The sequence below is a fragment of the Bradyrhizobium sp. OK095 genome (assembly GCF_900109945.1).
GTDB lineage: Bacteria > Pseudomonadota > Alphaproteobacteria > Rhizobiales > Xanthobacteraceae > Bradyrhizobium.
The window spans coordinates 1-12,746 of sequence record NZ_FOBX01000017.1; the positions used below are offsets into that span (position 1 = coordinate 1).

At 64.3% G+C, this 12,746-nt stretch carries 9 protein-coding genes; 3 read left to right on the forward strand and 6 right to left on the reverse strand.

Features of this window, described 5'->3' with window-relative positions; genetic code table 11:
• Positions 1 to 470: 470 nt before the first annotated feature.
• Positions 471 to 797 carry a hypothetical protein gene (locus BMW89_RS32370; protein ID WP_143062870.1) on the reverse strand — a complete coding sequence of 109 codons (327 nt, stop codon included), beginning with the start codon at positions 795 to 797 and terminating at the stop codon, positions 471 to 473.
• Positions 797 to 4,567, reverse strand: coding sequence for a vitamin B12-dependent ribonucleotide reductase (locus BMW89_RS32375; RefSeq protein WP_092034282.1), 3,771 nt, complete (start codon positions 4,565 to 4,567; stop codon positions 797 to 799). Before BMW89_RS32375 ends, BMW89_RS32370 begins: the two co-directional genes overlap by 1 nt.
• A gap of 758 nt (positions 4,568 to 5,325) precedes the next feature.
• Here BMW89_RS32375 and BMW89_RS32380 point away from each other — a divergent pair.
• Positions 5,326 to 6,222, forward strand: coding sequence for a DMT family transporter (locus BMW89_RS32380; protein ID WP_092034284.1), 897 nt, complete (start codon positions 5,326 to 5,328; stop codon positions 6,220 to 6,222).
• Here BMW89_RS32380 and BMW89_RS32385 read toward each other — a convergent pair whose 3' ends face one another.
• The 3 genes from BMW89_RS32385 to BMW89_RS32395 form a co-directional block, all read right to left on the reverse strand.
• Positions 6,223 to 8,478: a CHASE3 domain-containing protein gene (locus tag BMW89_RS32385; RefSeq protein WP_092034286.1), complete on the reverse strand. Its 2,256-nt coding sequence runs from the start codon at positions 8,476 to 8,478 to the stop codon at positions 6,223 to 6,225.
• Entirely contained in the window at positions 8,475 to 8,888 is a 414-nt protein-coding gene (locus BMW89_RS32390) for a response regulator (RefSeq protein ID WP_092034288.1), read from the reverse strand. Before BMW89_RS32390 ends, BMW89_RS32385 begins: the two co-directional genes overlap by 4 nt.
• Positions 8,889 to 9,131: 243 nt before the next feature.
• Positions 9,132 to 9,734: a BA14K family protein gene (locus tag BMW89_RS32395; RefSeq protein WP_092034290.1), complete on the reverse strand. Its 603-nt coding sequence runs from the start codon at positions 9,732 to 9,734 to the stop codon at positions 9,132 to 9,134.
• Between the two features lie 233 nt (positions 9,735 to 9,967).
• Between BMW89_RS32395 and BMW89_RS32400 the strand changes: the two genes are divergently transcribed.
• Complete coding sequence (locus tag BMW89_RS32400) at positions 9,968 to 10,375, forward strand: NADH:ubiquinone oxidoreductase subunit NDUFA12 (RefSeq protein ID WP_092034292.1); 408 nt, start codon at positions 9,968 to 9,970, stop codon at positions 10,373 to 10,375.
• 485 nt (positions 10,376 to 10,860) lie between these two features.
• Here BMW89_RS32400 and BMW89_RS32405 read toward each other — a convergent pair whose 3' ends face one another.
• Positions 10,861 to 11,547, reverse strand: coding sequence for a DJ-1/PfpI family protein (locus BMW89_RS32405; RefSeq protein ID WP_092034295.1), 687 nt, complete (start codon positions 11,545 to 11,547; stop codon positions 10,861 to 10,863).
• A gap of 105 nt (positions 11,548 to 11,652) precedes the next feature.
• Between BMW89_RS32405 and BMW89_RS32410 the strand changes: the two genes are divergently transcribed.
• On the forward strand, positions 11,653 to 12,591 hold the full coding sequence (locus BMW89_RS32410; protein WP_092034297.1) for a GlxA family transcriptional regulator: 939 nt from the start codon (positions 11,653 to 11,655) through the stop codon (positions 12,589 to 12,591).
• Positions 12,592 to 12,746 lie beyond the last annotated feature (155 nt).

Sequence of the window (12,746 nt, forward strand, 5' to 3'; positions counted from 1 at the left end):
TCGGAAACTGACGGTTCTTCCCTCTTGCTGCCACAGGTCATCCTCGGAATGCCTGTCACCGAGATTATCGTGTCTCACTCGAGGGGTGCAGTCCACCACTGTCACCGTAATTCCCGTGCTGCCAGACTTCAGTGTGCTGGAACTTGATCGAGCGGAGACCGCGGTAAATTGGCTAGTTCTGGAAGACCTAGCTTACCGAGCAGACAATGGTTTTGATCCTCTTGATGGACGGAATCCGTTTTCGAGTTCGGTAGGCGATCGTTCCCTGAATTTCGAGCTAGTCGTGGTGTTCGAGCTGCTCGGCAGGATGCTACGGCCGACTGACGAGGACTGCATGTTTGCAACAAGTGCGCGCTATTGTTGCGCTTGTCTCGTAGTTCATAAAGATAAAGCACCAAAAGGGGCCAATGCGAAGCGCATTGGCCCCCTGTCAAAGATCGATCGCGGTAGGACTGTCGGTAGCTCGCAGATTAGACCGAGTAGTTGAAGTAGGATCCCTCTCCATAGTCATAGAGATTGACGGTCTTTCCGGTGACGCTGCCTGTGAAGTGATGGCCGCCATCGTAGTCGTAGCCAGAGAACTTATTGCCATTCACATTTAGCGAAATATGGCTGCCGACACCATAGTGATACAGGTTCGAGCCAGAATTGCCGATGTGCGCTCCTGCCTCGTAATCGTAACTTGGAGTCATGCTCGAATGCGTTCCTCTGTCATAGCTGTATATGCCAGACGGATTTCGGTTGTTGATCCGAGCAGCCGCATTGACTGCTATCGCACGTCGAATTTCCTCTCTCATCACGAACACCCCGTCGTGCCACCGCAAGTATCGCACTTCATACAAGTCCCATTCCGCACCAGCGTGAAGTTGCCGCACTCGCCGCACATCTCGCCTTCGTAACCCCTGGCCTTTGCTTCCGCGCGGCGCTCGGCCTTGCTGGGCACGGCCTGGGCGGCGCTGCCGGATTTGCTCCACTGGAGGGCTTCGAGCTTCTCGGTGGGCGAGAGGTCGTGGGCCACTTCCTGCTTCAGCGCGACCGCGCCTTCGAGGGCATCGCCGGCGCCGCGGGCGGTGGCGCCGTGGGAGGCGAGCGAGGTGACCTTGCTGCCGCCTGATGGAGCGCTGTCATTGCCGGAGACGACCGCGGCGGCGCCGCCGCGCATCACGAATAGATTGTCGGTGCGGGAGCGGGTGAGGCCGCGCGAGACCAGCCTGTTCGCCTGGTGGCTCGGCTCCTCCGGCTCCTTGCCTTCTTCCACGCCTTTGCCGAGCGCGTCGAAATTCGACTCGGTCGGATCGACATGGGCGAGGTCGAAGCGCGACATGTAGCTCACCGCCAGTTCGCGGAAGACATAGTCGAGGATCGAGGTCGCGTATTTGATGCTGTCGTTGCCCTGCACGGGGCCCGCCGGCTCGAAGCGGGTGAAGGTGAAGGCGTCGACATATTCTTCGAGCGGCACGCCGTATTGCAGGCCGAGCGACACGGCGATGGCAAAATTGTTGATGAAGGAGCGAAGGGCCGCGCCTTCCTTGTGCATGTCGATGAAGATCTCGCCGATCCGGCCGTCGTCATATTCGCCGGTCCGCAGGTAAACCTTGTGGCCGCCGACGACCGCCTTCTGGGTGTAGCCCTTGCGGCGATCCGGCATCTTCTCGCGCTCGCGCATCACGATGATGCGTTCGACCAGCTTCTCGACGATCTTCTCCGAGACCTGGGCGGTCCGCGCCGCCATCGGCTTGTCGTAGAGGCTCTCGACCGCATCGTCCTCGTCCTCATCATCGCTGATGAGCTGCGAGTTGAGCGGCTGGCTAAGCTTGGAGCCGTCGCGATAGAGCGCGTTGGCCTTCAGCGCCAGCTTCCACGACAGCATGTAGGCGGACTTGCAGTCCTCCACCGTGGCGTCGTTCGGCATGTTGATGGTTTTTGAGATCGCACCCGAGATGAAGGGCTGGGCGGCCGACATCATGCGGATGTGGCTCTCGACCGACAGATAACGCTTGCCGATTTTGCCGCAGGGGTTGGCGCAGTCGAACACGGAGTAGTGTTCCGCCTTCAGATGCGGGGCCCCTTCGACAGTCATCGCGCCGCAGATGTGGACGTTGGCCGCCTCGATCTCGCGCTTGGTGAAGCCCACGGCCTGGAGCAGGTCGAAGCCGGGCGCCGCAATGGCTTCGGCGTCGATGCCGAGCTGGTCGCGGATGAAATCCTCGCCAAAGGTCCATTTGTTGAAGGCGAACTTGATGTCGAAGGCGGTCGGCAGGGCCTTTTCGACCTTGGCGATGGCTTCGTCCGTAAAGCCCTTGGTCTTCAGGGTCGAGGCGTTGATGCCGGGGGCGTTGGAGAGCGAGCCATGGCCGACGGCATAGGCCTCGATCTCCGCGATATCGGCTTCGCGATAGCCGAGCGCGCGCAACGCGGCGGGGACCGCGCGGTTGATGATCTTGAAGTAGCCGCCGCCGGCGAGCTTCTTGAATTTCACCAGCGCGAAATCAGGCTCGATGCCGGTGGTGTCGCAATCCATGACCAGGCCGATCGTGCCGGTCGGCGCGATCACAGTAGTCTGGGCGTTGCGATAGCCGTGCTTCTCGCCGAGCTCGAGCGCCGCATCCCAGGCGGCCTGCGCGTGGCTGACGAGGTCAGCCTGCGGGCACGACACGAGGTCCATCGGCACCGGGTGGACGCTGAGTGCCTCGTAGCCGGAGGCCTCACCATGCGCGGCGCGGCGGTGGTTGCGGATGACGCGCAGCATGTGCGCGGCGTTCTTCTTGTAGCCGGGGAAGGTACCGAGCTCGGCCGCCATCTCGGCGGAGGTCTTGTAGGTGATGCCGGTCATCACCGCAGTCAGCGCGCCAGCGATCGCACGGCCTTCCTTGCTGTCATAAGACAGACCCATGGTCATCAGCAGGCCGCCGATATTGGCGTAGCCGAGGCCGAGCGTGCGGAACTCGTAGGAGAGCTCGGCGATCGCCTTCGACGGGAACTGCGCCATCATCACCGAGATTTCGAGCACGATGGTCCAGAGCCGACAGAGATGCTCGTAGCCCTCGACGTCGAAACGCTTGGTGTCGGTGTTGTAGAACGTCAGCAGGTTCGCCGAGGCGAGGTTGCACGCGGTGTCGTCCAGGAACATGTATTCCGAGCACGGATTGGAGGCGCGGATGTCGCCGGACGCCTTGCAGGTGTGCCAGTCGTTCATGGTGGTGTTGAAGTGCAGGCCCGGGTCGGCCGACGCCCAGGCGGCGTAGCCGATTTTTTCCCAGAGGTCGCGCGCCTTCAGGGTCTTCGTCACCTTCTTGGTGGTGCGTCCGATCAGATTCCAGTCGCCATCGGTCTCGACCGCGCGCAGGAAATCGTCCTTCAGCGAGACCGAGTTGTTGGAGTTCTGGCCGGAGACGGTGAGATAGGCTTCCGAATCCCAGTCGGTGTCATAGACGTCGAACTGGATGTCCTTGTAGCCTTGCTTGGCGAACTGGATGACGCGCTTGATGTAATTGTCGGGCACCAGCGAGCGGCGCGCCAGCTTGATTTCCCGACGCAGGGCAGGGTTCTTTTCCGGGTCGAAGCAATCGTCGCCCGAGCCTTCGCAGTTGACGCAGGCCTTCAGCACCAGCTTGAGGTGCTTCTGGTTGATCTTCGAGCCCGTGACGAGGGCCGCGACCTTCTGCTCCTCCTTCACCTTCCAGTCGATATAGGTCTCGATATCGGGGTGGTCGGCGTCGACCACGACCATCTTGGCGGCGCGGCGCGTGGTGCCGCCCGACTTGATCGCGCCCGCCGCACGGTCGCCGATCTTGAGGAAGCTCATCAGGCCGGACGAGCGGCCGCCGCCGGACAGGCGTTCGCCTTCGCCGCGCAGGCGCGAGAAGTTGGAGCCGGTGCCGGAGCCGTATTTGAACAGGCGGGCTTCGCGGACCCAGAGGTCCATGATGCCGCCTTCGTTGACGAGGTCGTCACCGACGCCCTGGATGAAGCAGGCGTGCGGCTGCGGATGCTCGTAGGACGACTTCGAGCGGGTCAGCTTGCCGGTGAAGGGGTCGACGTAATAATGGCCCTGGCCGGGGCCGTCGATGCCATAGGCCCAATGCAGTCCGGTGTTGAACCATTGCGGCGAGTTCGGCGCGACCATCTGCATGGTCAGCATGTAGCGGAGCTCGTCGTAGAACGTCTGCGCGTCCTCGTCGGAGGAGAAGTACTTGCCCTTCCAGCCCCAATAGGTCCAGCAGCCGGCGAGACGGTCGAACACCTGCTTGGCCGAGAGCTCGCTGACATAGCGCTCTTTCTCGGGCAGGAGGGCGAGGGCTTCGGTGTCGGGCACGGAGCGCCACAGGAAGGAGGGAACGGATTCCTCCTCGACCTTCTTCAGGCGCGCGGCGACGCCGGCTTTACGGAAATACTTCTGGGCCAGCACGTCGGAGGCGACCTGCGACCAGGCGGTCGGGACCTCGACGCCGTCCAATTTAAATACGACCGAGCCGTCGGGATTCTTGATCTCCGACGTGGTCTGCCGGAATTCAATCCCAGCATAAGGTGACTGTCCCGTGGTGGTGTGGCGCCGCTCGATCCGCATTGTCTTGCCCCGTCCTATTTTGTGCCGGATCGCCTCCGCAAGGCGACCGGATCGTTATTTCATTTCGCGAATCCCGCCGGGCCTTGTGGCCTCAAAGGCTTCGCAGTTCAGCCGGTGGACCCGGCCCTTGTTCTCCCGGCGGTGGTGAGGTGCGAGCACCTCTCATCTGCCGGCATGTCCAGATCCATCCGCCCCCAAGGGGATGAGCCCGACATGCGTTTAACGCCCCACAACGCTACTTCGACCGTGCCATCCGAGCCTGTTGCCGGCCCGTTCTGGCGCCCCTGGGAGTCCGCTTTCGCGGGCAGACAAGCCCTTATCCCGCTGCCTTCGGCTGGCTTGGCGGAGTGGCAATTTGCGAACCCTTTGGGGGAGTGCCGGCGGGACGCAAACACACTCGCGCCGAACGGTTCGAAAACTAGGACTCTCCGTTGCGCCCGTCAAGAATTAGTACGGGTTCCTGAATCAAATACTAAATATGGTGGACAGTGGGGGATAACAGGGGGGCAGCCCGCGCCTGTTATGGAGGCAAGTATCAGTGAGTCCTCAGGGATTCCCAACCGAAAAAATTTGCATCCCGTGGTGTTCCGGAGGCTTCATCCCGCTGTTCACAGGGCAGGTATATTTTTGAGCAACGGGGTTGCCTCGACGGGACTCACGTAGGGGTACGGAAGGTGAGGGCAGGCATGCCCGCCGGGGCGGTGGTGGGGGAGCCGAATCCGCGCCAAGCTGACCCCAGATTTTGCCGGACTGCCCACATGCTTGATTCGACTCGCCGGGATGCGCGACCGCGCATCGCCCCGGCCGGCCTGATGTTCCTCGCGATCACCTCGATCGGCTGGGGCTTTAATTGGCCGGTCACGAAATTCCTGCTCTCCGAGCTGCCGCCGCTGACCCTTCGCGGGGTCACCGGCGTGCTCGGGGCTGTTCTGCTGGCGGCGCTGGCGGTGATGCGACGGCAGAGCCTCAAGGTCGACCCCGCGATCTGGCCGCGCCTGATCACCGCCGCGATGCTCAACGTCACCGGCTGGATGGTGCTGATGGGCCTGGCGCTGCTCTGGCTTCCGGCAAGCGAAGCGGCACTGATCGCCTACACCATGCCGGTCTGGGCCTCGCTGATCGCCTGGCCGGTGCTGGGCGAACGGCCGACGGTGCTGCGCACCCTGGGGCTGGTGATGGCCTTTGCGGGGCTCGCCTCGATCATGGGCGGCAACGGCATTGCGGCCAGCGTGGATAAACTGCCTGGAATCATCATGGCGCTGTTCGGCGCGCTCGGCTTCGCCATCGGCACGGTGGTCTCGAAGAGGTACCCGATCCACCTGCCGCCGATCACGGCCGCAGCCTGGCAGATCGGGATCGGCTGCCTGCCGATCTCGATCATCGGCCTCCTGATCGAGACCACGCATCTGGACAAGGTGACGCCGGTCGGCTGGTGGCTGCTGGTCTATTCGACCGTGGTGCAGTTCTGCATCGCCTATGTCAGCTGGTTTGCCGCACTGGCGCGGCTGCCGGCGTCGGTGGCGGCGATCGGGACGATGGCGGTGCCGGTGATCGGCGTCGTCGCCTCGGCGCTGGCGCTGCATGAGCCGCTCGGGCCCGGGCAGATCGCGGCGCTGGTCTTCACGCTGGCGGCGGTGGTGCTGGCGACGCGATAGCTAGTCCGCCGCCACCACCCCGCCCAGCGCCTTCCTGATCATCTCGGCGAGCCGGTTGCGGCGATAGGGTTTTGTCAGCAGCAGCACGCCGTCGTCGAGCTTGCCGTGATGCACGATCGCATTGTCGGTGTAGCCGGAGGTGTAGAGCACCCTCACGCCTGGGCGCATCGTCGCGACCTTCTCGGCGAGCTCGCGTCCGCTCATGCCGCCGGGGATCACGACGTCGGTGAAGAGGAGATCGAAGGCCTGGCCGGCCTCGATCAATTGCAGCGCGGCGCGGCTGTCGGCGGCGGCAACCGTCTTGTAGCCGAGGCTTTGGAGTTGCGCGGTGACGAAGTTGCGCACCAGCGGGTCGTCCTCGACCACGAAAATGGTCTCGGCGCCGCCTTCGGCCTGCGGCGCGACGCTGGCTGCCACTTCCGTCGTGCCTTCGCCGGGCGGCAAATAGAGCTTGATCGTGGTGCCGTGGCCTTCCTCGCTGTAGATCTTGATGTGGCCGCCGGACTGCTTGACGAAGCCGTAGACCATGGAGAGGCCGAGGCCTGAGCCTTTGCCGACCTCCTTGGTGGTGAAGAACGGCTCGAACGCCTTCTCCTGGACATCCTGCTTCATGCCGGTGCCGGTATCGCTGACCGCAAGCATCACGTAAGGGCCGGGCCGAACCTCCGCATTGGCCTGCGCATAGGCTTCATCCAGCACGACGCGGTGGGTCTCGAGCAGCAGCTTGCCGCCGTTCGGCATGGCGTCGCGGGCGTTGATCGCCATGTTGAGCACGGCATTGGTCAGCGTGGACGGATCGATATGCGTCGTCATCGGTCCCTGTTCCAGCACGGTCTCGATCTGGATCTGCTCGCCGAGGGTCGGGCGCAGCAGTTTTGCGACATCCGATATCGCCGCGTTGATCTCGACATTGCGCGGCCGGAGCGGCTGCTTGCGCGCGAAGGCGAGCAGATGCTGGATCAGCTCGGCGCAGCGCTCGGCGGCATCGTCGATCAGCCGCGCCACGCGCTGCAGCTCGGGCTGCTGCTTTAGGCTCGCCACCAGCGTCTCGGTGTTGCCGGAGATGACGGTCAGCATGTTGTTGAAGTCGTGCGCGACGCCGCCGGTCAGCTTGCCGATCGCGTCCAGCTTCTGCGACTGGTGCAATTGCCGCTCGGTCTCGCGCGAGGTGGTCGCATCGTGATAGACCAGCACCGCGCCCGAGACGTCGCCTTGTCCGTCCCGCATCGGCCGGCCGCTGATCATGAGATGGCGCGCCGGACCGCCGCTATGCGGGCGGACGATCATCTCGAGATTCTCGAACTGCTCGCCGCGCAGGACGCGCGCCGACGGCAGCTCGTCGGCCCCAAGCGGTGTGACGCCGTCGCCATGGTAGACGTCGGACAGCCCGCGCAGATTGCCGAGGTTCATGCCGGTGCGATGCAGCAGCATGCGCTCGGCGGCCGGATTGGACAGAAGCACGGTGCCGTCGGCGTCGATGACCAGCACCGCCTCGGCCATGCTGCGAAAGGTGCTCTGGAGCACATTGACCGACAGGCGCAGCTCGTCATGGGCGGTGACGAGATGCCCGGTGCGCTCGGCGACCGCGGCCTCGAGCTGCTCCTTGGCAGCCGTCGTCTCCAGCAGCGTGCTCTTCAGCGCCACCTGGGTGCGCTGGCTCTCGCGCATCACCATCACGACCAGCAGCAGGATCACCAGCGCGCCGGCGACGTCGATGCCAAGCAGCACGATGCCGGTGCGGCGCGAATCCTGCGAGCGCGCGCTGAGCAATCGTTCTTCCTCTGCGCTCAAATGGTCGAGATTGCCCATCACCGTGTCCATCAGGCCGCGGCCCTCACCCTTGCCCTGAAGCGCGGTAACGGCGGCCTGGTCGTTCGCACTGCGCAGGCGTATCGCCTCGGCGGCGATCTCGACCCGGCGCAGCGCCAGCGGCTCGGTGCTCTCCAGCAGCATGACCTGATCGGGGGTGTCGCGCAGGCCGCGCTTGAGGTCGGCGAGTGCCGGCGCGATCTGGGCGTGGACCGCCTGGAACTCGTCGCTGAAGCTGGCGCTGCGGTAGATTTCGTAGCCGCGTGCGGCGCTCTCGGCGCGGCGCATCAGCACGCGCAGATCGGAGATCTTCTTCAACACCTGGACCGTGTTGTTGACCCAGGCAGCGTCGGACCGCGACTTGACGTCGAGGCCGATCGAAGCTGCGGTGATGATCAGGAGGATGGCAAGTCCAGCACCGAGAATGACGCGCTGCGTTGGGATCAAGGGGCTTCTTTCTTGTCCTTCGGCAGTACGGCCTCGCCAAGGCATTCCCGGATGGTGGTCAGCAGCGCGTCCGGCGTGAACGGCTTGCGCAGGCAGCGCGTCGCGCCGAGCTCCAGCGCCATGCGCAGGAAATCGGGGGAGGGCGAGGCGGACGAGGCGAAGGCATAGCCGGACATCGCGATCAGCGGGATCGCGGGCGCACGCTCGTGAAAGATGCGGATGGATTCGAAGCCGCGCATATGCGGCATGAAGATGTCGACCAGCATCACATCAAACGTCTGCGCTTCGAGCGCAGCCAGCCCCGTTTCGCCGCCGTCGGCCATCGTGACGTCGAAGCCCTGACGTTGGAGGAGGACCTCGATGGTCGCACCAACCATCGGATCGTCGTCTACCACGAGGATACGCGGCATGACATTTCCCAGTAGATCGAAGTCCCCGCATTGGTGATATCCGCGAATCGTGTGTCGGGTCAATTTTGGATTGGATCAGGGTAGATATGCACGGTGAGGTGAATAAGGTTCGTTTTGCGTCGATTTGTACACAACGCTTGAAGTGCCGATATCGACGCACGCGAAACAGGTGAGGGGCACAGCGCACAGGAAAAAGGCGCCGCATCGCTGCGACGCCTTGTCCCTGAGGTATTGCAGATCTGCTTACGGGCAGGGATGCCGCAGGCCGTCATAGCCGAGATAGGTGCCCGAGGCCGGGTCGTAGGACCGGTACGTTTGCGCGCAATATCCCGCGGCATCGCCGCCGCCGTCGTCGGGCACCACGGCCACTGACGGCTCGTCATAATAGCCGTCGTTGCCGTAGTAGGGATCGTTGTAGTACCCGCCACCATAGTAGGCGTAGGAGCCAAGGCCGCCGATCGCGGCGCCCGCCGCGACGCCCGGCCAGAAGCCGCCGCGACGATGCCAGCCGCCGCCGTGCCAGTTACCGCCACCGCCATGCCAATTGTTGCCCGCAGCCGCGAAACTGCGGCCACCGCCGCCGTTGAAAGTGCCGCCCTGGCGGACTGCCGCGCCAGCGGCGAAATTGCCGCCACCGCCACCGATCCGCGGACCGCCACCAAAACCCCCGCCGCCCATGCGCGGGCCGCCGCCACCGCCGAAGTGGGCCCCGCCGCCGCCGCCACCAAAATGGGCGCCGCCCCCACCGCCGCCGTGTCCACCACGGCCCTGCGCGAAGCTCGGCGTCGCCAATGGAAGAATCAGCGCCAGCGCGGCGGCTGCGCCCAAAACTCTCATACTGTTCATGTTCAAACTCCTTTTCCCGGAAACAAACCCCATGAAAGGGCTGTAGTTCCTGGGGTCACGCCGGTGTGTGCGTGTGTGATCAGATTTCCACGCGGAGGCTGTACCCGGCATGAACGGATCGCGCCCGATTTGCGGCGGGTCACGCATTTGCGGCTGGCACGGCCGCACCCGGCGAACTGGACATTTCGCCGTCCGGATGGCATCAGGACCTGACGAAGCAGGGCCCTTGCCGCATGAAACAATTCTTCCTCAAGTTCTTCACCTGGTGGAGTGGCCAGACCTTTGGCACCCAGCTCTGGACCAAGCGCTATGGCGAGCTGGTCGGCCAGGACGAGCAGGGCAACCTCTATTATCGCACCCGCGGCGGGGCGATCGATCCGACGCTCGGCTTCCAGCGGCGCTGGGTCGTCTATAACGGCTACGCCGAGGCAAGCCGCATACCGACGGGTTGGCACGGCTGGATGCATCATGTGGTCGATGTGCCGCCGACGGAAGAGAACTACCAGCCGCGCGAATGGCAGAAGCCGCACCAGCCGAACCCGACCGGCACGCCCAACGCCTACCGTCCCGCGGGCTCGACGCTCGCCAGCGGCAAGCGTCCGAAGGCGACTGGCGACTACCAGCCCTGGACGCCTGGCTAGGCGTCCCGCTTCTCTCAGAATCATCGTTCGATTGGATGCACCCGCATCCGCCTCACGCCGCTGTGGACAACGGGAACAGCGGGGATGACGGCTGCGCGGGCGTTGCCGACACGCAAGCGATGCGGCTCAATGGTCCCATCTTACGGAGATGGGAGACCATCGCGTTCGGTTCGGGCAACAGTTCGCGACTGTCCCGAAATGCAGCGGCCGCCGACCAGGACTCGATCGGGAGATAGGCCCCCGGTCTGGAAGCTCCGAAATCGCCCGATGAAATGTGCAGCCGCCGTAAGACAGGAAAGGCCGCTCGGGAAACCGGGCGGCCTTTTTCTGTTGGGATGAGTTGCGTGAGGTCTCGCGCCCCGGACGCAGTGTAGCGCTTCTTCAGCGGTGCGCTGTAAGCCGGGGCCCATGCTGTGGCATCCTGGGTCCCGGCTCTGCGGAGCGTCACTGCGTGCCGCACCGCGTCCGGGACACGAGAGCGGGGGCTACATCACCCGTTCGGCCGCGCGCTTGACTGCCTCGAGCCGGCGCGCCTGGTTTTGCGCACCGCGCTCTCTCAGCAAGGCCAGCACCTCGGCGGGCGCGGTGTCGGGTGAGCCGGAATTGAATGGCGGGGCGGGGTTGTATTCCATCTGGAGCTGGATCGCTTCCGCCGTGGTGCGGTCGCGCAGGATCGACACCAGCGTCAGCGCGAAATCGATGCCTGCGGTGACGCCGCCGCCGGTGATGCGGTTGCGGTCGACGCAGACGCGGGTCTTGGTCGGCGTCGCGCCGAACTGGCTGAGCATCTCCATCGCGCTCCAATGGGTCGCGGCGCGGTAGCCCTTCAACAGGCCGGCGGCGCCGAGCGCCAGCGATCCCGTGCAGACCGAGGTGACGTATTGTGCGCCTTCGGCCTGCCTGCGCAGGAAATCCAGCACCTCCTCGTCGTTGAGGAGGTCGTTGGTGCCGCCGCCGCCGGGCACGCAGATCACGTCGAGTTGCGGGCAATCGGCGAAGGTCGTGGTCGGCGTCAACGCCATCACGGAATCGCTCGGCACCGGTTCGATCCGCTTCCAGATCAAATGAGGTTTTACATCGGGAAGCATGGAGAACACCTGCAACGGGCCGGTGAAGTCGAGCTGGGTGACGCGCGGAAACACCAAAAGTCCGATCTGGAGCGGCGCCGACATAAGAACCTCCAATGAAGAGCTTGACGTCCGCAGACTGGCATGATGCCCTTCTGTCCAAAATGGCGTAATTCCCTCACTTTCGGACATCTCATGAGGACGTGGCCCATGATCGGCATCCTGATCTTCCCCGATTTCCAGTTGCTCGATGCGGCCGGCCCGATCTCGGTGTTCGAGATCGCAGCACGTGCCGGCGGCAAGCCGCTTGCGCTCCGGGTGCTGGCGGCGAAGGCGGGACTGGTGCGCAGCTCGTCAGGCGTCGAGATGGTGGCGCGTGATTTCAAGTCGGTGAATGCGCTGACGACGCTGGTCATCGCAGGCGGCGCCGGCGTGGCCGACGCCGCGCGCTGCGAGGTCACGCGCGCTTTCGTGCAACGGCTGGCGAAGCGCGGCGTGCGGGTCGCGAGCGTCTGCTCGGGCGCCTATGTGCTGGCCGAGGCAGGATTGCTCGATGGGCGCCGCGCCACCACGCATTGGGGGCGTACGCGGGATTTCATCGCGCGCTATCCCAAGGTGAAGTTCGAGCCGGACCAGATTTTTACCCGGGACGGCAATGTCTGGACGTCGGCAGGCATCACCGCGGGTATCGATCTGGCGCTGGCGATGGTGACCGAGGACCATGGCGAGGAGATCGCGCAGGCGACCGCGCGCCAGCTCGTGCTGTATCATCGCCGCAGCGGCGGCCAGTCGCAGTTCTCGTCGCTGCTGGAGCTGAAGACACCGAACGGTCGCTTCGGCGCGCTGCTGTCCTGGGCGCGCGAGAATCTCGACGCGCCGCTGACGGTGGAGGATCTCGCCGATCGCGCCGGCATGAGCGCGCGCCACTTTGCTCGTGCCTTCGCCGCCGAGACCGGCACGACGCCGTCCAAGGCGATCGAGCGGTTGCGGCTCGAGGTCGCGCGCGAGCGCGTGCAGTCCTCGCGCGAGGCGATCGAGCTCGTCGCGGAAACGACCGGATTTCGCGACCCCGAACGGATGCGGCGTGCCTTCATCCGCGCTTTCGGCCAGCCGCCGCAGGCGCTGCGGCGCGCGGCGCGGGCGGGATAGAAGCATAGGCTCATGTGGACCAGATCGATCGGTTTGTTCCTGTTCGTCATCCTTGACATGACCGCATTTGGGCTCGGGCAGGTCGCGAGACGGCGCCTTCCAAGAACCTACAGTACTGTCGATAAAGTCCTGTCCGGCATCGAACTGGTATTTAT